This window comes from Streptomyces sp. AM 4-1-1, assembly GCF_029167625.1.
Lineage (GTDB): Bacteria > Actinomycetota > Actinomycetes > Streptomycetales > Streptomycetaceae > Streptomyces.
This window is the reverse complement of record NZ_CP119145.1, coordinates 1,051,560-1,071,658: the sequence shown is the minus strand read 5'-3', so window position 1 is coordinate 1,071,658 and position 20,099 is coordinate 1,051,560. Positions and strand designations below refer to the sequence as shown.

The 20,099-nt window shown below is 73.1% G+C and carries 20 protein-coding genes; 8 read left to right on the top strand and 12 right to left on the bottom strand.

What is annotated here, in order from left to right:
• Positions 1–24: 24 nt before the first annotated feature.
• Positions 25–933 (bottom strand): DMT family transporter, encoded by a 909-nt coding sequence (locus PZB75_RS04375; protein WP_275533960.1) that lies wholly within the window; start codon positions 931–933, stop codon positions 25–27.
• 33 nt (positions 934–966) lie between these two features.
• Positions 967–1,698, bottom strand: a complete 732-nt coding sequence (locus PZB75_RS04370) for a winged helix-turn-helix domain-containing protein (protein ID WP_275533959.1) — start codon at positions 1,696–1,698, stop codon at positions 967–969.
• 142 nt (positions 1,699–1,840) lie between these two features.
• Between PZB75_RS04370 and PZB75_RS04365 the strand changes: the two genes are divergently transcribed.
• Together PZB75_RS04365 and PZB75_RS04360 are read left to right on the top strand one after the other, a co-directional pair.
• Complete coding sequence (locus PZB75_RS04365) at positions 1,841–2,131, top strand: YiaA/YiaB family inner membrane protein (RefSeq protein WP_275533958.1); 291 nt, start codon at positions 1,841–1,843, stop codon at positions 2,129–2,131.
• Positions 2,132–2,265: 134 nt separating this feature from the next.
• Entirely contained in the window at positions 2,266–2,913 is a 648-nt protein-coding gene (locus PZB75_RS04360; protein ID WP_275533957.1) for a TetR/AcrR family transcriptional regulator, read from the top strand.
• On the opposite strand, the gene PZB75_RS04355 is transcribed toward PZB75_RS04360, so the two are convergent.
• Complete coding sequence (locus PZB75_RS04355) at positions 2,904–3,365, bottom strand: MaoC family dehydratase (RefSeq protein WP_275533956.1); 462 nt, start codon at positions 3,363–3,365, stop codon at positions 2,904–2,906. The genes PZB75_RS04360 and PZB75_RS04355 overlap by 10 nt on opposite strands.
• 131 nt (positions 3,366–3,496) lie before the next feature.
• Here PZB75_RS04355 and soxR point away from each other — a divergent pair, with 131 nt between their 5' ends.
• Positions 3,497–3,964, top strand: a complete 468-nt coding sequence (gene soxR, locus PZB75_RS04350; RefSeq protein ID WP_275533955.1) for a redox-sensitive transcriptional activator SoxR — start codon at positions 3,497–3,499, stop codon at positions 3,962–3,964.
• Between the two features lie 167 nt (positions 3,965–4,131).
• Here soxR and PZB75_RS04345 read toward each other — a convergent pair whose 3' ends face one another.
• Together PZB75_RS04345 and PZB75_RS04340 are read right to left on the bottom strand one after the other, a co-directional pair.
• Complete coding sequence (locus PZB75_RS04345) at positions 4,132–4,743, bottom strand: hypothetical protein (protein WP_275533954.1); 612 nt, start codon at positions 4,741–4,743, stop codon at positions 4,132–4,134.
• A 194-nt stretch (positions 4,744–4,937) separates the two neighbouring features.
• Entirely contained in the window at positions 4,938–6,209 is a 1,272-nt protein-coding gene (locus tag PZB75_RS04340) for a DUF1343 domain-containing protein (protein ID WP_275533953.1), read from the bottom strand.
• Positions 6,210–6,515: 306 nt separating this feature from the next.
• Here PZB75_RS04340 and PZB75_RS04335 point away from each other — a divergent pair, with 306 nt between their 5' ends.
• The gene (locus tag PZB75_RS04335; RefSeq protein WP_275533952.1) at positions 6,516–8,189 is read left to right on the top strand and encodes an AMP-binding protein; all 1,674 of its coding nucleotides are present in this window, start codon (positions 6,516–6,518) and stop codon (positions 8,187–8,189) included.
• 88 nt (positions 8,190–8,277) lie between these two features.
• Entirely contained in the window at positions 8,278–8,871 is a 594-nt protein-coding gene (locus PZB75_RS04330; RefSeq protein WP_275533951.1) for a TetR/AcrR family transcriptional regulator, read from the top strand.
• 51 nt (positions 8,872–8,922) lie between these two features.
• On the opposite strand, the gene PZB75_RS04325 is transcribed toward PZB75_RS04330, so the two are convergent.
• The 3 genes from PZB75_RS04325 to PZB75_RS04315 all read right to left on the bottom strand — a co-directional run bounded on the left by PZB75_RS04325 (position 8,923) and on the right by PZB75_RS04315 (position 12,261).
• A complete protein-coding gene (locus tag PZB75_RS04325) occupies positions 8,923–10,137 on the bottom strand; it encodes an acyl-CoA dehydrogenase family protein (RefSeq protein WP_275533950.1) in 1,215 nt (404 codons plus the stop codon).
• Between the two features lie 9 nt (positions 10,138–10,146).
• Positions 10,147–11,169 (bottom strand): phosphotransferase family protein, encoded by a 1,023-nt coding sequence (locus tag PZB75_RS04320; protein ID WP_275533949.1) that lies wholly within the window; start codon positions 11,167–11,169, stop codon positions 10,147–10,149.
• Between the two features lie 156 nt (positions 11,170–11,325).
• Positions 11,326–12,261 (bottom strand): MBL fold metallo-hydrolase, encoded by a 936-nt coding sequence (locus tag PZB75_RS04315; RefSeq protein ID WP_275533948.1) that lies wholly within the window; start codon positions 12,259–12,261, stop codon positions 11,326–11,328.
• Between the two features lie 194 nt (positions 12,262–12,455).
• Here PZB75_RS04315 and PZB75_RS04310 point away from each other — a divergent pair, with 194 nt between their 5' ends.
• The gene (locus PZB75_RS04310; protein ID WP_275533947.1) at positions 12,456–13,391 is read left to right on the top strand and encodes an NADP-dependent oxidoreductase; all 936 of its coding nucleotides are present in this window, start codon (positions 12,456–12,458) and stop codon (positions 13,389–13,391) included.
• A 126-nt stretch (positions 13,392–13,517) separates the two neighbouring features.
• Here the strand turns inward: PZB75_RS04310 and PZB75_RS04305 are convergent, their stop codons facing one another.
• The 4 genes from PZB75_RS04305 to PZB75_RS04290 form a co-directional block, all read right to left on the bottom strand.
• Positions 13,518–13,826, bottom strand: coding sequence for a DUF202 domain-containing protein (locus PZB75_RS04305; RefSeq protein ID WP_275533946.1), 309 nt, complete (start codon positions 13,824–13,826; stop codon positions 13,518–13,520).
• Positions 13,823–14,218: a DUF202 domain-containing protein gene (locus PZB75_RS04300; RefSeq protein WP_275533945.1), complete on the bottom strand. Its 396-nt coding sequence runs from the start codon at positions 14,216–14,218 to the stop codon at positions 13,823–13,825. The genes PZB75_RS04305 and PZB75_RS04300 overlap by 4 nt, the downstream gene beginning before the upstream one ends.
• Positions 14,215–14,721, bottom strand: a complete 507-nt coding sequence (locus tag PZB75_RS04295; RefSeq protein ID WP_275533944.1) for an NUDIX domain-containing protein — start codon at positions 14,719–14,721, stop codon at positions 14,215–14,217. Before PZB75_RS04295 ends, PZB75_RS04300 begins: the two co-directional genes overlap by 4 nt.
• Positions 14,722–14,828: 107 nt before the next feature.
• Positions 14,829–15,722, bottom strand: a complete 894-nt coding sequence (locus PZB75_RS04290) for a DMT family transporter (protein WP_275533943.1) — start codon at positions 15,720–15,722, stop codon at positions 14,829–14,831.
• Between the two features lie 250 nt (positions 15,723–15,972).
• Between PZB75_RS04290 and PZB75_RS04285 the strand changes: the two genes are divergently transcribed.
• Entirely contained in the window at positions 15,973–17,628 is a 1,656-nt protein-coding gene (locus PZB75_RS04285; RefSeq protein ID WP_275533942.1) for an FAD-binding dehydrogenase, read from the top strand.
• A gap of 354 nt (positions 17,629–17,982) precedes the next feature.
• Complete coding sequence (asnB, locus tag PZB75_RS04280) at positions 17,983–19,830, top strand: asparagine synthase (glutamine-hydrolyzing) (protein ID WP_275533941.1); 1,848 nt, start codon at positions 17,983–17,985, stop codon at positions 19,828–19,830.
• The last annotated feature ends 269 nt before the right edge of the window (positions 19,831–20,099 follow it).

Genomic DNA, 20,099 nt, shown 5'->3' with positions numbered 1-20,099 from the left:
CGGCGCGGCCCCCCTCCCGGACGCTCAGCCCCTGGGCCGCGAGGCACGCGTACGGGACACCGCCACCCCGGCCAGACAGAGCAGACCGCCCGCCACGGTGAGCGCGGCCGGGACCTCGTCGAGCAGCAGCCAGGACATCACCACCACCAGCGCGGGCACCGCGTACGTGGTGGCGCCCATCCGCCCCGCGGTGGTGCGGGCCAGGGCGTACGCCCAGGTGGTGAAGGCGAGCGCGGTCGGGAACACGCCCAGATAGACCATGTTCAGGGTGGCCGACAGCGGTGCCTCGGCGGCCTCCGACACCAGCGCTCCGGAGAACGGCAGACAGCCGGCCGTGCCCACCAGGCAGCCGAAGGCCGTGATCCGGAGCGCGGAGCCGTGCCGCAGGGCGGGCTTCTGGCTCACCACCCCGCCCGCGTACGCCGCCGCGGCCAGCAGACAGAGCAGCACCCCCAGCACCGACGCGCCGCCCTGCCCGGACATCGACAGCCCGACCACGGCCGCGCCCGCGAACGACACCACCAGGCCCGCCACCAGCCGGCGCGGAAGCCCCTCGCCGAGCAGCCGGGCACCGAGGAGGGCGATCAGGATCGGTCCGACATTGACGACCATGGCGGCCGTCCCGGCGTCGACCTGCCGCTCACCCCAGTTCAGCACCACCATGTACAGCCCGAACCAGAGCAGCCCCGAGCCGATGATCCCCGGCCACGCCGCCCTCGTCGGGAAGCCCTCGCGGCGCACCAGGCAGATCACGCCGAGGGTCAGGCTGCCGGCGAGCAGCCTGCCGAGGGCCAGCGCGCCGGGGGAGTACGCCTCGCCCGCGCTGCGGATGGAAACGAAGGCGGAGGCCCAGAGCACCACGGTGACGGAGGCCGCCGCCGGTGCTCGCCAGTCGCGCGTCGGTGCGGCGGCGGGGGCGGGTGTCGTCGTCATGACCGCAAAGGTAGGTCCCCATCTCTTCGGCGCTCACCGAAGCGTGGCCGGTTCGATGCCGAGCAGGCCGCGCAGCGCGTCCTCCCCGGCGGGCGTCGCGCGCACCGCGCGGCCCGAGCCGATCCGGACGCACCAGCCGGTGTCCAGCGCGTGCCCGCACAGCGCGGCCCCCGCCGACCCCGCGAGGTGCGGGCGGCGTTCGGTCCAGTCGAGACAGCTCCGTACGAGCGGGCGCCGGGCTCCCCGGTCCAGCCGGATGCCCGCCTCGGCGAACCAGCCGATCCCCTCATCGGTGAGCACGAGGCTGTCGGTGTCCCGGCGCAGCAGGCCGCGCGCGGTCATCGCGTCGGTGATCGCGATGCCGATGCGGCCCGCGAGATGGTCGTAACACGTGCGGCCACGGGCCAGCGCGTTGTCGGCGCTCACCGCGCGCAGACCGCGCGGCGCGCGCGACGGCTCGCCGTCGGCGGGCAGGACATGGGCGCCGAGATCCTCGACGAGCTGCGCGATCCGCGCGTCGGCCAGCCGCAGACAGCGCAGACGGCCCTGCCGCTCCTCGGCGAGCACACCGCCCGCGACCAGCTTGCCCAGGTGCTCACTGGCGGTCGACGGGGCCACGCCCGCGTACCGGGCCAGCTCTCCCGCCGTCCGGACGCGCCCGTCGAGCAGGGCCAGACAGAAGGAGGCGCGGGTCTCGTCGGCGAGCAGCGCGGCCAGAGCGGCGAGCCGGGGAGCGGTGCGGTCCGTGCGTGTCGTGTGTGCCATGCGGTCCAGGATGCGCCGCGCCCGCTTCGGTGCCGACCGAACCATGTCCGTCGGCGGACGCCCCGCGATCGAACGCGAGTCTGAGTACGGGCTGAGTACGCGGACGGATGCGGCCCGCGCCACGGCGTCCGATGCTGGGCGCATGAGTGAGACGACATCGGTCGAGCAGCAGAGCACCGCCGCCTTCCACGGGCAGGCCGTCGCGTCCTTCGGGGTCGCCATGGGCGCCGTGGCCCTCGGCATCTTCTTCCTCGACGCCAACGCCTGGGTCCGCGGCTTCCTGGCGATCGGCGTCCTGTACCTGATCACTTCGTGCTTCACCCTCGCCAAGGTGATCCGGGACCGGCAGGAGGCGGGCCGGCTCGTCAGCCGCGTCGACCAGGCCAGACTGGAGAAGATCCTCGCCGAGCACGACCCCTTCCAGAAGCTCTGACCACCGTACGGAGACGGGCTAAGCGCTTGCTCAGCTTCGGGGTATGGTGTGCGTCCGGTCATTCGAACGGGCTGCCCTCGGCGGCGCCGCCGAGGACGGCCGCGACGGATCGGGGCCGGAAGGGGCGCGCGACGATGAGTACGGCGCAGGAGAGCGACGGCGACAGCACGCCGTGGGACGAGGTGACGCCGGAGGCCGCCAGGAGGCTGCTCGTCGCAGCCGTGGACGCCTTCGCCGAGCGTGGCTACCACGCCACCACCACCCGGGACATCGCGGGCCGGGCCGGGATGAGCCCGGCCGCGCTCTACATCCACTACAGGACGAAGGAAGAACTCCTCCACCGGATCAGCCGGATCGGCCACGACCGGGCCCTGCTCGTCCTGGAGACGGCGGCCGACGGCGACGGCACGGCCTCCGAACGGCTCTCCGCCGCCGTCAGGTCCTTCGTCCGCTGGCACGCCGAGCGGCACACCACCGCCCGCGTCGTGCAGTACGAACTCGACGCCCTCGGCGAGGAGCACCGCGCGGAGATCGTCGCCCTGCGCCGCAGGAGCGACGCGGTGATCCGGCGGATCATCGGCGAGGGCGTGGCCGCGGGGGAGTTCGACGTCCAGGACGTCCCCGGCACCACGCTGGCCGTGCTCTCGCTCTGCATCGACGTCGCGCGCTGGTTCAACACCCGGGGGAGCCGGACGCCCGACGAGGTCGGCGATCTCTACGCGGGGCTCGTCCTGCGCATGGTCGGGAGCGACGGCGGACGGCCGGGCGCCCGTCAGAAGTAGTAGCGGGACACCGACTCGGCGACGCAGACCGGTCTGTCGCCGCCCTCGCGCTCGACGGTGACGAGGACCGTGACCTGCACGCCGCCCCCCGCCTCCGCGACCTTCCGCAGCTCGGCCGTCGCGCGCAGCCGTGACCCCACCGGCACCGGGGACGGGAACCGGACCTTCTCGGTGCCGTAGTTGAGGCCCATCCGCACCCCGTCGACCCGCATGATCTGCGGTACGAGGACGGGCAGCAGCGACAGCGTCAGATAGCCGTGCGCGATCGTCGCGCCGAACGGGCCCGCGGCCGCGCGTTCCGGGTCCACGTGAATCCACTGGTGGTCCCCGGTGGCATCGGCGAAGAGGGCGATCCGCTTCTGGTCGACCTCCAGCCACTCGCTGTGGCCCAAGCGCTCGCCCACCGCGTCCCGCAGCTCCCGCGCGGAGGTGAAGATCCTCGGCTCTGCCATGTCCCTGGTGCCCGTCCTTTCGGCTGTCGACCGCCCGGAGTCAGGTTTCCAAGCGCTTGCTCAGGATGTTCGGCGGACGCGTTCCTGTCAACGACGGACCCGGCCCGGACACGACCAGTAGGGTTCGAGGAGTGCCACAGATCCCACACTCACTCCATGAACTCACGGTCGGCCAGCTCTCCGCACGCAGCGGGGCCGCGGTGTCCGCCCTGCACTTCTACGAGGCCAAGGGCCTGATCCGCAGCCGCCGCACCAGCGGCAACCAGCGCCGGTTCAGCAGGGACACACTGCGCCGGGTCGCCTTCGTGCGGGCGGCCCAGCGCGTCGGTATACCGCTCGCCACCATCAGGGACGCCCTCGCCGAGCTGCCGGAGGAGCGCACCCCCACCCACGACGACTGGGCGCGGCTCTCCGAGACGTGGCGCTCCGAGCTGGACGAGCGGATCACGCAGCTGGGCCGGTTGCGCGACCACCTCAGCGACTGCATCGGCTGCGGCTGTCTGTCACTGGAGACCTGTGTGCTCTCCAACCCCGACGACATCTCCGGGGACCGGCTGACAGGCTCCCGGCTGATGCCCGAACGCCCGAGAAGGACCTGAGGGCGGCGACGCGGGAACCGTACCGTGTGGCGCGCGGGCCCAGGGCCCGGCCCGGCGTCACGGCCCCCGAGCGCCCGCGACGGTGATCGCCTCACGGTGAGGAGTGCCGTGACGGCGGTCGCCTCACGAGGAGGAGAAGAGGGGCGCCCGGGAAGCGCTCCGAGCTTTCACGCCGCCGACGCCAGCCCCCGGGGCCGCACCACCCTGGCCCGCGCCAGCGCCCGGGACGTGAGCACGGGTTGCGGCACCACGATCCCGCACTCCACGCAGACCGGGCCCGACCTCGGTTCGCGGCCCAGGTCCTGGCGCCAGACGATGCCGGTCCGTTCGCACACCGGGCAGACGGTGCCGGGCTCGGTCTCCAGCGCGGCGATCATGCGGCGCAGTACGTCGGCGAGCGGTTCCGAGGGGTGGACGGCGGGATCGGCGCAGCGCGCCACGCCGTTCCCGCCCCAGGTCCGCCGGTGCCAGTCGTCGAAGGCCCCGGGCCGGCGCAGCCCGTCGTGCTTCTCCCGCCGCCGGCGCTCGGCGAACCCCGCCTCGTACGCAAGCCAGACGGCCCGCGCCTCCTCCAGCTCCTCCAGCGCGCTCGTCAGCCGCGCCGGATCGGGCGCCCGGTCCTCGGGCTCGAACCCGTGCCGGGCGCACAGATGGTCCCAGGTCGCCCGGTGACCGTAAGGGGCGAACCGTTCCAGGCACTTGCGCAGCGAATACCTCCGCAGCGCCAGGTCTCCTCGGGGATCGCGGACCTGTCTCGCGAGACTCCGGAATCCGGCCATCGCACTGCCACCTCCGTCGTTCGTCGTTCGGTGTCGTACAGCGAACTTCATCCAGTGGACGTACGAGTGCCCGATTCGGCTCCGTCGAAAGGCGAACGGTGTCCAGGAGTTGAGACGGTACGGGGAGAACGGTCGACGCTTTGTGGTGATTCGGAAAAGGCCGGCGGCCGGACCAACGGCCCGGTGGGTCTCCGTCAGCGATACCGGAGGTACTTCTTCCGTACGGCGCGGAACGCGGCCAGATCGGCGTGCCAGGCCGCCACCACCTCGTCCGTGTCCGCGCCCGCGTCGATCATCGTGCGGACCCGGGTGTTGCCGGTGAGGGTGTCGATCCAGTGGTCGGAGCGCCACTCGAACCCGCTCCACGTCCGCTTCGCCGTCACCAGGAGCGCGATCCCGGTCCGTACCGGATCGAACATCTCCCGGTCATGGACGTGCAGTTGCACCCCGCCGACCGTCTTCCCCTGGAACTTGGAGAACGTCGGCGCGAAGTACGCCTCGCGGAACGCCACTCCGGGCAGCCGGAGGGCGTTCACCGCCGCCGCCCAGCGGTGGTCGATGCCTGCGGCGCCGAGCAGTTCGAACGGCCGGGTGGTGCCGCGGCCCTCGGAGAGGTTCGTGCCCTCGAAGAGACAGGTGCCGGAGTACACCAGGGCCGTCTCCGGCGTGGGCATGTTGGGGCTCGGCGGCACCCACGGCAGCCCGCTCGCGTCGAAGAAGTCCGAGCGCCGCCACCCCGACATCGTCACCACGTCCAGCCGCACCGGCCGCTCGGCCAGGAACTCCGCGTTGAACAGCAGGGCCAGCTCGGCGACCGTCATGCCATGGGCCTGGGCGATCTCCCGGCGGCCCACGAACGTCGCGAAGGCCGGGTCGAGGACGGGGCCCAGCGCGGCCCGGCCGCTCACCGGGTTCGGCCGGTCCAGCACGACGAACCGCCTGCCCGCGAGCGCCGCCGCCTCCATGCAGTCGTACAGCGTCCAGATGTACGTGTAGAAGCGGGCGCCCGCGTCCTGGACGTCGAAGACCACGGTGTCCACGCCGGACGCGGAGAAGACGTCGGCGAGCGGCCGCCCGCTCTTCAGATAGGTGTCGTACACCGGGAGCCCGGTCGCCGGATCGTCGTACCTGCCCTCCGAGCCGCCCGCCTGGGCGGTCCCGCGGAAGCCGTGCTCGGGGCCGAAGACGGCGGTCAGGTTCACCCGCCGGTCCTGGTGCATCACGTCGACGATGTGGCGCACGTCGGAGGTGACCCCGGTCGGATTGGTGACGATCCCGACCTTCTGTCCCCGCAGCGGCCCGTAGCCGTCGGCGGCCAGCCGGTCGAAGCCGGTCCGCAGCTCCCGGGGACCGCGCCCCCGGGAGGGCGACGGGCCGGCGGCGGCCGGACCCGCGCCCACCGCCGTCGCGGCCAGGGCCCCCACCGCACCGCTCGCGGCCAGCACACCACGTCTGGACAGGCTCATCCGGCTACCTCCAAGATCGCTACGGCTGTCATGGTCACGCACGTTAACGCGGCCGGGGGCCGCGGGGAACGACCAGGGCCGGGCGCGTTCCCGCCCCGGCCGCCGCGCCCACCGTCCGGCTCCGGGCGGGCCGGAGCGGGCCGACGGGGGTGGAGCCATGCGGGAGCGGGTGGGAGCAGGCCGTAGCGGGCCGGAGCCGGTCCCGGGCCGAGGGGGCCGGAGCCGTCGCCTGGCCCGCGCCGGAGACCCGGACCGCCCGGCTCGGTAGCATGGACCGTCCTCAACGCACCGGGAGGCGACCCGCGCATGTCCGAGTCCGGCTACGCGTCGAAACCCTGGCTCGCCCTGCTCAGCGACGCCCAGCGCGCCCCCCTCGCACCCGCCGAAACTCTGCTGCACGCCTTCCGGGCCGGCGTCGCACGCGCTCCGGAGCACCCGGCACTCGCCTACTTCGACGGCCGCCTGAGCTACCGCGAGACCTACGAACTCTCGGACTCGGTGGCCGGGCACCTCGCGGCCGAAGGACTGCGGCGCGGCGACCGCGTCGCCGTCATGCTCCAGAACACCCCGCACTTCGTCCTCGCGCTGCTCGGTGCCTGGAAGACCGGGGCCGTCGTCGTCCCGGTCAACCCGATGTACAAGTCGGCCGAGGCCGGCCATGTGCTGGACGACGCGGGGGCGACCGCGCTGATCTGCGCCGACCACGCCTGGGAGTCCCATCTGCGGGACACCGCCGCGCGGGCCCGGACCGTCCGGATCGTCCTCACCACGTCCGAACACGACCTCCAGACCCGCGACGACCCGCGCGTCCTCGGCTCCGCGCGGCTGCCGCACCCGTCCGATACGCACGACCTGGTGACCGTCGCCCGCCGGGGCACCGCCGCGCCCGCCGACCCCGGACTCCGCGCGACGGACACCGCGTTGATCAGCTACACGTCCGGAACCAGCGGCGCCCCCAAGGGCGCCATGAACACCCACGGCAACATCATGTTCAACGCCGAGCGCCAGCGCGCCGGCCACCCCGTCCCCGAAGGCGCCTGCTACTTCGCGCTCGCCCCGCTCTTCCACATCACCGGCCTGGTCTGTGAACTGGCCACCTGCGTCGGCAACGCCGGGACCCTCGCCCTCGCGCACCGCTTCCACCCCGGCGTCGTCCTCGACGCGTTCACCGAACACCGGCCCGCCTACACCGTCGGCCCGTCCACCGCGTTCATGGCCCTCGCCGCCCATCCCGGCGTCACCCGCGAGCACTTCGCCTCGTTCCGGATCATCTCGTCGGGCGGTGCCCCGCTGCCGCCCGCCCTGGTGGAGCGGTTCCGGAAGGACCTCGGCCCGTACCTCCGCAACGGTTACGGCCTCACCGAGTGCACGGCGCCCTGTGCCTCCGTACCGCCCCACCGGGAGGCCCCCGTCGACCCGGTCTCCGGCACCCTCTCGGTCGGCGTGCCGGGACCCGACACCGTCGTCCGGATCATCGACGAGCACGGAGCCGACCTGCCCTTCGGCGAACCGGGCGAGATCGCGGTACGCGGCCCACAGGTCGTCCCCGGGTACTGGAAGCGGCCCGAGGCCACCGCGGCCGCCTTCCCGGACGGCGAACTGCGCACCGGGGACATCGGGTTCATGGACCGGGAAGGCTGGCTCCACGTCATCGACCGCAAGAAGGACATGATCAACGCCTCCGGGTTCAAGGTCTGGCCGCGCGAGGTCGAGGACGTCCTCCACACCCACCCCGCCGTCCGCGAGGCGGCCGTCGTCGGGGTCCCCGACGCCTACCGGGGCGAGACGGTCCGCGCCTACGTGAGCCTGCGCCCCGGCGCCACGGCCGGACCCGACGAACTGAGCGCGTACTGCGAACAACGCCTCGCCGCCTACAAGTACCCCCGCGAGGTCGAGATCCTGGCCGAACTGCCGAAGACGGCGAGTGGGAAGATCCTCAGGCGGGACCTGCGTCCCCCGCACCGGACCCCGCCCTCCTGAACACCGGACCACGGGGCACCGCGACCCGTGCCCCCGGCACCGGACCGCGTACACACGGCACACAGCACGAAAGGCAGGTGGGCGGCACATGGCCGGGACGACCGAGGAGAGCGCCGCGCCCGTCCCCCAGCGACTGCTGGCCGCCGCCACCCGGCTGTTCGCCGAGCGCGGCTACGACCGCACCTCGGTCCAGGAGATCGTCGAGGCGGCGGGCGTCACCAAGGGCGCGCTCTACCACTACTTCGGCTCCAAGGAGGACCTGCTCCAGGAGGTCTACGCCCGGGTGCTCAGGCTCCAGCAGGAGCGCCTCGACGCCTTCGCGAACGCCGACGCCCCCGTCGAGCGGAGGCTCCGGGACGCCGCAGCCGACGTCGTCGTCACCACCATCGAGAACCTCGACGACGCCTCGATCTTCTTCCGCTCGATGCACCATCTGAGTCCGGAGAAGAACCGGCAGGTGCGGGTCGAGCGCCGCCGCTACCACGAACGCTTCCGCGCCCTCGTCGAGGAGGGCCAGCGCGCCGGGGTGTTCTCCACGGACACCCCCGCCGACCTGGTGGTCGAATACCACTTCGGCTCGGTCCACCATCTGTCCACCTGGTACCGGCCGGACGGGCCGCTCAGCCGGCAGCAGGTCGCCGACCATCTGGCGGACCTGCTGCTGCGGGCGCTGCGCCCCTGAGACCCGGTGGCGGACGGCCCCCGCCCGGTCCGGGCCGTCCCGGCGCTTCCCCTACCGGTACTTTTTGAGTTCCCGCCGCGCCAGCGACCGCTGATGCACCTCGTCGGGGCCGTCCGCCAGCCGCAGCGTCCGCGCCGACGCCCACAGCTCCGCCAGCGGGAAGTCCTGGCCGACTCCGCCCGCACCGTGCAACTGGATCGCCCGGTCGAGGATGTCGGTGACCGCGCGCGGGGTGGCGATCTTGATGGCCTGGATCTCGGTGTGCGCCCCGCGATTGCCCGTCGTGTCCATCAGCCAGGCCGTCTTCAGCACCAGCAGCCGCAACTGCTCCACCGCGACCCGGGCATCCGCGATCCAGTTCCGCACGACGCCCTGCTCGGCCAGCGGCCTGCCGAACGCCGTACGCGCCACCGCCCGCCGGCACATCAGCTCGATGGCGCGCTCCGCCATCCCGATCAGCCGCATGCAGTGGTGGACACGGCCCGGTCCCAGCCGTGCCTGGGCGATGGCGAAACCGCCGCCCTCCTCGCCGACGAGGTTCGCCGCGGGCACTCGTACGTCGGTGAGGACGATCTCGGCGTGACCTCCGTGCGCGTGGTCCTCGTACCCGTACACCCGCATCGCCCGGCGCACTTCGAGGCCCGGGGTGTCGCGCGGCACCAGGATCATCGACTGCCGGCGACGGATGTCGGCGCCGTCCGGATCGGTCTTCCCCATCACGACGAAGACCGCGCAGTCCGGGTTCATCGCCCCCGAGATGTACCACTTGCGGCCGTTGACGACGTAGTCGTCGCCGTCCCGCGCGATCCGGGTCTCGACGTTCGTCGCGTCCGACGAGGCCACCTCCGGCTCGGTCATCGCGAACGCCGACCGGATCTCCCCGTCGAGCAACGGCCGCAGCCACCGCCTCCGCTGTTCCGGTGACCCGAACTGGGCCAGCACCTCCATGTTCCCGGTGTCCGGGGCCGCGCAGTTCAGCGCGGTCGGCGCCAACTGCGGACTGTGGCCGGTGATCTCGGCCAGCGGGGCGTACTGGAGGTTCGTCAGCCCCGCCCCGTGCCCGGCGTCCGGCAGGAAGAGGTTCCACAGGCCCCGCGCACGCGCCTCGGCCTTCAGGTCCGCCACCACCGGCGGGGTGTCCCACGGCGACGCGAGGCGTGCGCGCTGCTCCCGCGCCACCTCCTCGGCCGGGAGGACGAACTCGTCCATGAAGGCGAGCAGTCTGCCGCGCAACTCCTCGGTGCGGGCGTCGAACGCGAAGTCCATGAGGGTGACTCAGCCTTCCTGGAGGGTGGTGAGGCCGTGCTCGACGAAGACGGGGACGAGTTCGCCGATCCGGTCGAAGCCGGCCCCGACGGTCCGGCCCAGCGTGTGGCGGTAGTGGATGCCCTCCAGGATCACGGCGAGCTTGAACCACGCGAACGCCGTGTACCAGGCGATGGCGGAGGTGTCCCGGCCGCAGCCGGCCGCGTACCGCTCGATCAGCTCGGCCGGGGCGGGGTGTCCCGGCGCGCCGCTGGTGGTGGGCACCGGGGATCGCGGCAGTACGGCCCCGGAGCTGTACATCACCAGCAGACCGAGGTCGGTCAGCGGATCGCCGAGGGTCGACATCTCCCAGTCGAGGACGGCCCTGATCGAGTCGTCCGGGCCGATCAGCACGTTGTCCAGGCGGTAGTCGCCGTGCACCACGGTCGGTGCGGGGGAGTGGGGCAGATCGCGGCCGAGCGCCGCGCGCAACTCGTCGACGCCGGGCAGCTCACGACTGCGGGACGCCTCCAACTGCTTCTCCCAGCGCCGTAGTTGCCGTACGAGGAATCCGTCGGGATGGCCGAAGTCGCCGAGCCCGACCCCTTCCGGGTCCACCGCGTGCAGCTCCACGAGGGTGTCGACGAGACCGAGCACGACCGCCCGGGTGCGCTCCGCGCCCAGCGGGGCCAGCTCGGCGGCGGTGCGGTACGGGGTGCCCGCCACGTACTCCATGACGTAGAACGGCGCCCCCAGCACGGCCTCGTCCTCGCACAGCAGCACCGTCCCGGGCACCGGCACGGCCGTCGGACGCAGCGCGCTGATCACCCGGTGCTCGCGCCGCATGTCGTGCGCGGTGGCCAGGACATGGCCGAGCGGCGGCCGGCGCACGACCCACCTCCGTGCGCCGTCGGTGACGAGGTACGTCAGATTGGAGCGCCCGCCCTCGATGATCCGGGCTTCCAGCGGCCCGCTCAGCAGCCCGGGACGCTCACGGTCGAGATACCCGCGCAGCCGTCCGGGGTCGAGACCTGGCGGGGGGACCGAGTTCATCACGCGCACCTCCGGGGCGGGTCGTCCGGTCGTCGACGCCCATCATGCCGACCAGTCGGTATGCCGTCCAGTGCGGCCCGGGAACCGGAGCCGGGCCCGCGCGGGGCCGACTGCGGTCCCGCCAGGGCCCGGAGAACCGGTACGGGCGGGCCCGGTTCAGGCGTGACAGGCGACCGGCTCGCCGCCGTTCATCACCGCCATGTCCCCGAACACCGTGGCCACGTCGAGCGGCGAACCGGCCGGGAGCCCGTCCAGCTCGGCGTACGCGCGGTGCACATTGGCCACCAGCCGCTCGCTCTCGCGCCACTCGGCGAACGGTCCGAGGTCCGCGCCGCTCGCGACCTCCAGCGGCGTCAGGCCCCGGCCGTGCCCGTCCTCGGCCAGCTCGCCGACCCACCGGAGGTAGCGCTCCGTGTCGTCGTACGCGGACGGGTCGGTGAGCGGACCGTGTCCCGGTACGACGGTCTCCGCGCCGAGCGACCGCAGCAGCTCCAGCGCGCGCAGCGAACCGCTCAGCGAGCCCATCGGGATGAACGGTGTGCCGCCCTGGAAGACCAGGTCCCCGGTGAGGACGACGGACTGCCGGGGCAGATGGACGACCGTGTCGCCGAGGGTGTGCGCGATCCCCGGGTGGATCAGCCGGACCTCGGTGTCGCCGACATGGAGGGTGAGGCGGTCGCCGTACGTGAGGGTGGGCGGGGTGACCGTGATGTCGCCGAAGTCGTTGCGCGGCCACATGGCGTGCAGCTGCCGCCCCGCCGCGACCACCTGCTCCCGGCAGGAGTCGTGACCGATGACCAGCGCGCGCGGGGCGAACACTCCGTTCCCGTAGGTGTGGTCGCCGTGGTGGTGCGTGTTGACGACGGTACGGGGGAAGGGCGCCCCGGCCGCCGCGACCGCGTCCCGCAGGGCGAGAGCGCGGCGTTCGGTGGCGGCGGTGTCGACGAGGAGCGTGTCGCTCCCGTCGCTCACGAAACCGGCGTTGTTGAGGCACCAGCCGCCGTCCGGCTGGACGTAGGCGTGCACCTCGGGCGTCAGCCGGACGGTGTACGGCTCGGTCGCGCTGTCGGTCACGGGTGTGGTGGTGGTCATCGCGGGTCCCCGGGTTCGGCTCCAGTACGTCTTCGGAATCCTTCCAGCCGACGCCCGGTCACGGGGCCGGAAGTGACGGTTCCGCCACCCGTGCCCGCCGGGCAGCACCCGGGGGTTCCGTCACCCGCACCCGTCGGGCGCCGCCCGGACCCGTCCGAGTTGCGCGCGGGCGGCGCCCCGCCGAGGGTCGGACCATGAAGGCGATCAGTTACAGCGGATACGGCGGGGTCGACGTCCTGGAGTACGGCGAGCGTCCCGACCCCAAGGTCGGCCCCGACAGCGTCCTGGTGAAGGTGCGCGCGGCGGCCGTGAACCCGGTCGACCGCAAGGCCCGCGAGGGCCATCTCGACTCCCTGCTCGACGCCGTCTTCCCGGTCGTCCCCGGCTGGGACGTCTCGGGGGTCGTCGTGCAGCCCGGGGCCGCCGTCGACGAGTTCGCGGTCGGCGACGAGGTCATCGGCTATGTGCGGGAGGACTTCCTGTCCCGGGGCACCTTCGCCGAGTACGTCGCCGCCCCGGTCCGTACCCTCGCCCGCAAGCCGCTGAGCCTGAGCTTCGAGGAGGCCGCGGGCCTGCCGCTGGCCGGACTCACCGCGTACCAGGTGCTCCACCGGGTCCTGCGGATCAGGGAGGGGGAGACCGTCCTGGTGCACGCCGCCGCCGGGGGCGTCGGTTCGTTCGCCGTCCAGCTCGCCCGGCACGCGGGAGCCCGCGTCGTCGGCACCGCGGGCGAGCACAACCACGCGTATGTGCGGCAGCTCGGCGGCGAGCCCGTGGCCCACGGTGAGGGACTCGCCGACCGGCTGCGCGCGCTGGCGCCGGACGGGTTCGACGCGGCCTTCGACACGGTGGGCGGAGACGCCCTGCGGGTATCGGCCGACCTGCTCGCCCCGGGCGGCCGGCTGGCGTCCATCGTGGACGAGGAGGTCTTCGGCCACGGGGGCCGCTACGCGTTCGTACGGCCCGACGCCGCCGATCTGGCGCACCTCGCGGGCCTGGCCGAACAGGGCATCCTCGCCGTCCATGTGGACCAGGTCTTCCCGCTGGAGCGGGCGGCGGACGCGTACCGGCTCAACGAGGAGGGCCGCACCCGGGGGAAGATCGTCGTCACGGTCGACTGGGAGAGCTGACGCCCACCGGGAGCGCCGGGCGGACGGCCGGTCCGCGTCTTCCCGGTCCGCGTCCGTCCGCCGCGAGCCGTCCGCGCCTCGGCCGGATGAGGCCAGGCTCCCCGGGACCCGTTCCGCGGTGCGCCCTCAGAACAGCATCACCGTGGCGAACACCGCCAGCGCGACCGTGCAACCCGCCGTGACCAGCGCCCCGCCCGTCGACAGCGGCAGCGGCCGGGCCGCTCCCATCCCCAGCACCCGCCGCTGCGCCACCCACAGAAAACCCAGCCAGGCCGCCGCGCTCAGCGACAGCGCCACGGCGGCGGCCGGGGACGTACCGTCGTGCAGCGCCTGCTTCGCCGCGAGCAGCGCCACCACCGTGCAGGACAGGGTGGTACGCCGCCACGCCAGCCGGGTCCGCTCCGGCTGGAGCCCGGGGTCGCGCCCGCCGCTCATCGGCCCTCCCAGCCGAAGAGGACCACCACGACCATCACGACGGCGACGACCGCGACGACGAGACCCAGCAGGGTCGGGAAGCGGGACACCGGAAGGCTTTCGCCCCGCCGCATCGCCCGCTCGCACCGCACCCAGTGGTTGACCGCCCGCAGCGCGCACAGCACCCCGGCCGCGAGCAGTGCCAGCGCCAGCCCCGCGCGCACGCCCCAGGACAGTCCCGGCAGGAACTGATCGACGGCGAAGCCGCCACCGATCAGCGCGAGAGCCGTCCGAATCCACGCCAGGAACGTCCGCTCGTTGGCCAGTGAGAAGCGGTAGTCGGGGGTGTCGCCCTCCTCCCGGACCCGCTGCGGCGCGAACCACAGCCGCAGGCTCCGTACGACGCTTTTCACGCTCTGAACTCCCGGAGCCGCCGGTACGTCTCAAGGCCGTCCGGCACCCACCGCAGGGTGTCGAGCCGCTGCTCCAGTTCCGCGTCGGTGAGGAAGGTGTGCCAGGCGACCTCCTCGGCCTGCGGGTCCACCGGAAGTTCGCACCGCACCTGGTAGACGTGCGACCACCAGGTGTGCGCGGGGCTCTCGTACAGGAACGAGAAGAGGGGTTCGGGGCGGGGCAGACCCGTGACCCCCAGCTCCTCCTCGGCCTCGCGCAGCGCGGCCTCGTCGTACGTCTCGCCCGCGCCGACCACTCCGCCGACGAACATGTCGTGGTGCGAGGGGAAGACCAGCTTGGACGCCGTTCTGCGGTGGACGAAGATCCGGTCCCGCGCGTCCCTGACCTCGATGAACACACAGCGGTGGCGCAGCCGCCGCGCGGTCGCCTCGCCACGTGGGGCCTGCCCGACGACCCGGTCCCGGACGTCCACGATGTCGAGGAGTTCATCAGCAGCACTCATGTCGCCCATCCAACATCACCGTGATCGGCCGGGCCCGCGCGGGCGGCACCGGGCGCCGCCGCCGCGCCGGTCCGGGCGGCCCCGGCGGCCCGGCTCCTCCCATGACGTCAGCGCGGCTGGAGCCGCTGCGTGTGGTGCCTGCCCAGGGGGCCGTCCGGCATCGCCGGATGCAGCCCGAGCAGGACGATCCCGACGACGACCGCGGCCAGCCCGGCCGCCTCCCAGGCCAGCGCGCCCGTGTCGGTCCGCAGCCGGTCGCCGAGGAAGCCCACCCCGCAGGCGATCCCCGCCAGCGGCTGGGCGGCCGTCAGCGCGGGCAGCGACCTGCGCAGCGGCGCCGTCTCGAACGCGCTCTGCACCAGGACCAGGCCGGTGACGCCGAGGACCACCACGGCGTACGGCTGCCAGCCCGTCAGCATCCCGGCGAGCCCACCGGACGACAGCCGCTGACCGCTGACCCGGGTGAGCGCGTCCTGGAGCCCGTACAGCAGCCCGGCCGCCACCGCCAGCAACGCGGGCCCCGCCCCCACCCGGGAGCGCCTGGCGATCGCGGTGAGCAGCAGCGCGATGCCCACGACGACCCCGATCACCAGCCAGTGCCGCAGCGGATCGGTCACCGCCCGCCCGCCCTGCGGCTCGCCCGCCAGCAGGAAGGCCGCGACGCCGCTCGCCAGCAGCCAGAGCCCGGCCCAGCCCTGCCGGCCGAGCCGCTGTCCGGTGCGGCGACGCGACAGCGCCATCGCGAAGAGCAGATTGGTGGCGAGGAGGGGTTCGACGACGGAGACCTCGCCCTGGCCGAGCGCCAGCGCCCCGAGCACCATCCCGCAGACCATCAGCCCGATCCCGGCCAGCCAGCTCGGCACTCGCATCAGATCGAGCAGCAGCCGGAAGGAGAGGAAGTCGCTCAGCGGGGCACGCCGGGCCGCGTCCTGCTGGAGGACGAAACCGAAGCCCAGACAGCAGGCGGCGCCCACGGAGAGCACGAGGACCAGCACCGACACGATCTCGACCTCAAGTCCGGCCAGGAGAGGGTGATTTGTCTTCGACGATAACGCCAGTGGCGGCGGGGTGCGGGCGGAGCGCCGCCGACCGGGCGGTTGACGGCGGCGGTGGCCGGTGCCGAAGATCTGACCCACTGGTAACTTCCGGCGCCGGGCCGGACCGCCCCACACCCCGCCGTACCGCCCGCCACCGCCCCGCCCGGTACCCGGTGACGGACCGCCCCGCCCCCTCTCGACAAGGATGGAACCCATGGCGTACGACGCCGATGTGATCGTGATCGGGGCGGGCCTGGCCGGTCTCGTCGCCACCGCCGAGCTGGTCGACGCGGGCCGTCGGGTGATCGTGCTCGACCAGGAACCCGAGCAGTCGATCGGCGGCCAGGCCCACTGGTCCTTCGGCGGGCTCTTCCTCGTCGACTCGCCCGAGCAGCGCCGCCTGCGGATCAAGGACAGCCGGGAGCTGGCCCTCCAGGACTGGCTGGGCACGGCGGGCTTCGACCGCGTGGAGGACCGCTGGCCGCGGGCCTGGGCCGAGGCGTACGTCGACTTCGCGGCCGGGGAGAAGCGCTCCTGGCTGCGCGCCCAGGGGGTGCGGTTCTTCCCCGTCGTCGGCTGGGCGGAGCGCGGCGGTTACGACGCGACCGGGCACGGCAACTCCGTACCCCGTTTCCACATCACCTGGGGCACCGGTCCCGGCGTCGTCGCCCCCTTCGAGCGACGGGTGCGCGCGGGCGTCGCCCGGGGCCTCGTCGAGCTGAGGTTCCGCCACCGCGTCACCGGTCTCGGCCGCACCGCCGGCGCCGTCGACACCGTGACCGGCGAGATCCTGGAACCGAGCGGCGCGGCGCGCGGCGCCGCCAGCGGCCGGGAGGTGACCGGCGCCTTCGAGCTGACCGCGCAGGCGGTGATCGTCACCTCGGGCGGCATCGGCGGCAACCACGACCTCGTACGCGCCCAGTGGCCCGAGCGGCTGGGCGCCCCGCCCGCACGGATGCTCTCCGGGGTCCCCGCCCACGTCGACGGGCTGATGCTGGGCATCGCGGAGAAGGCGGGCGCGCACCACATCAACCGGGACCGGATGTGGCACTACACCGAGGGCATCGAGAACTGGAACCCGGTCTGGGACAAGCACGCCATCCGCATCCTGCCCGGCCCGTCCTCGCTCTGGCTGGACGCGACCGGCAGGCGGCTGCCCGTGCCCCTCTTCCCCGGCTTCGACACGCTCGGCACGCTCGAACACATCACGAGGACGGGGTACGACCACACCTGGTTCGTGCTCGACCGGAGGATCATCGGCAAGGAGTTCGCGCTCTCCGGCTCCGAGCAGAACCCGGACCTGACCGGCAAGTCGGTGAGCCAGGTGATCGGCAGAGCGAGAGCGGACGTGCCGGGCCCGGTGCGGGCGTTCATGGACCACGGGGTGGACTTCGTCGTCGAGCGGGACCTCGGGGCGCTGGTGCGCGGCATGAACGCGCTGACCGGTGAACCGCTGATCGACGAGGACGGGCTGCGCCGTGAGATCACCGCACGCGACCGCGAGATCGACAACCCGTTCACCAAGGACCTCCAGATCACCGCCCTGCGCGGCGCCCGCTCGTATCTGGGTGACCGGCTGATCCGGACCGCCGCCCCGCACCGCATCCTCGATCCGGCGGCGGGTCCGCTGATCGCCGTGCGGCTGAACATCCTCACCCGGAAGTCGCTCGGTGGTCTGGAGACCGACCTGACGTCCCGGGTGCTCACCGCGGACGGCGACCCGCTGCCGGGCGTGTACGCGGCGGGGGAGGCGTCCGGGTTCGGGGGCGGGGGCGTGCACGGCTACCGCTCGCTCGAAGGGACCTTCCTGGGCGGCTGCCTCTTCTCCGGCCGGGCGGCGGGCCGGGCGGCGGCGCGGGCGGTCGGCTGACACCCGCGCGCGGCGGCCGGGCGCACCCGGAAGGGACCAGGGGTCGGAGGACCCGGGCCGGAAGGACTCCCGCCCGGAAGCAACCCCGATCGAAAGGGACCCCGCCCGGAAGGATTTGCCCACGATTTTGCCGATGGCCGATTATCCGCGTCCCGAGCCCGGCCGTCGCGCGCGCCGCCCTTGTCCGGCCCGGGACCGCCGGGCCCGCCGTGCCGGACGGGCGGGGCCAGGGGCGGTCAAGTGTGGCCGGGGCGCACCGGTTGACACGCCCGGGCCCGTGTTGACCGTACGCGATCGGCCGACTCATCCTCGTAACTTAGCTGCACTGTGCATCTGGTTCGGGAGAGGAAGCGTATGTGTGGAATCACCGGGTGGGTCTCCTTCGACCGGGACCTGCGAACGGACGCGGCGGCCGCCACGCTGGAGGCGATGACCGGGACGATGGCGTGCCGCGGCCCCGACGACCGGGGCGTCTGGGCCGAAGGGCCGGCCGCGCTCGGACACCGCAGGCTCGCGATCATCGACCTGCCGGGCGGACGGCAGCCGATGACGGTGGAGACGGCCGAGGGCACGGTCGCGCTCGTCTATTCGGGTGAGACGTACAACTACACCGAACTGCGCGGCGAACTTCTGGCCCGGGGTCACCGCTTCACCACCGAGTCCGACACCGAGGTGGTGCTGCGCGGCTATCTGGAGTGGGGCGAGGCGCTCACCGACCGGCTCAACGGCATGTACGCCTTCGCCATCTGGGACGGCCGCCACGGCAGGCTCGTACTGATCCGCGACCGGATGGGCGTCAAGCCCCTCTACTACAGCCCGACCCTCGACGGGGTGATCTTCGGGTCCGAGCCCAAGGCCCTCCTCGCCAACCCGCTGGTCCGGCCCCGGGTCACCCTGGACGGACTGCGGGAGATGCTGGTCCTCATCAAGACGCCGGGTCACGCCGTGTGGGACGGGATGTACGAGGTCGAGCCCGGCACCGTCGTCACCGTCGACCGCGACGGACTGCGCCGACGCGTCTACTGGCGGCTGGAGACCCGTCCCCACACGGACGACCGGGAGACCACGATCGCCACCGTGCGCTCCCTGCTCGACGACATCGTGGAGCGCCAGCTCGTCTCCGACGTACCCCGCTGCGTCCTGCTCTCGGGCGGCCTCGACTCCTCGGCGATCACCTCCCTCGCGGCCCGCCGGCTCGCCGCGAGCGGCGAGACCGTCCGGACCTTCGCCGTCGACTTCGTGGGCCGGAGCGAGAACTTCGTCGCCGACGCGCTGCGCTCCACCCCCGACACGCCCTTCGTGCACGACGTCGCGAAACTGGCGGGCACCGAACACCGCGACATCGTCCTGGACCCCCGCACCCTCGCCGATCCCGAGGTGCGCGCCAAGGTGATCCGCGCCCGGGACATCCCGGCGGGACTCGGTGACATGGACGCCTCGCTGTACCTGCTGTTCCGGGCCATCCGCGAACACTCGACGGTGGCGCTGTCCGGGGAGTCGGCCGACGAGATCTTCGGCGGCTACCTCCAGTTCTTCGACGAGGAGGCCCGCCAGGGCGGCACCTTCCCCTGGCTGGTGCGGCAGCGGGACTACTTCGGCGACGACGCCGAGGTGCTGCGCGACGACGTGCGTGAGGCGCTCGACCTGGACACCTATGTCCGCGACGGCTACGCCGAGGCCGTCGCCGCCGTCCGGCGCCTCGACGGCGAGAGCGACTTCGAGTACCGGATGCGGACGATCTGCCATCTGCACCTGACCCGCTTCGTGCGCGTCCTGCTCGACCGCAAGGACCGCGCCAGCATGGCGGTCGGTCTGGAGGTCCGCGTACCCTTCTGCGACCACCGGCTCGTGGAGTACGTGTACAACACCCCGTGGGCGATGAAGTCCTTCGACGGCAGGGAGAAGAGCCTGCTGCGCGAGGCCACGGCGGACGTCCTGCCGCGCTCGGTGTACGAGCGGACCAAGAGCCCCTACCCGTCGACCCAGGACCCGGACTACGCCGTGGCCCTACAGGAGCAGGTCAGGGATCTCCTCGCGCTGCCCTCCCACCGGGTCTTCGACCTCGTCGACCGCGCCAGGCTGGAGCGCGCCGCCGCCCGGGACACCCCGCAGATCACCTCGGCCTCCCGGCGGAGCCTCGAACGAACACTGGACCTGGCCCTCTGGCTGGACATGTACGATCCGGAACTCGTCCTGGAGTGATGCCCCGGCGGCGCCCCGGCCCCCACCGGCCGGTGGGGGCCGGGGCGCCCGCCCCGCCGTGGTCTCCCGCGACCGGCCGATCCGACCGATCCGGCCGGAGCGGGGTCGCGGGGAGGTGCGGTGGGAGTCGTCCGGCCGGAGCCACCGGAGCGGCGTCGGCCCGCGCGGCCGACCGGCGCGGAGCCACCGGGGCGGAGGCGCCGAAAACACCGACCAGGGGCCAGTTCCAGCCAACCATGCGGAAAACCGGCGGAGTTGACATGAGCGGC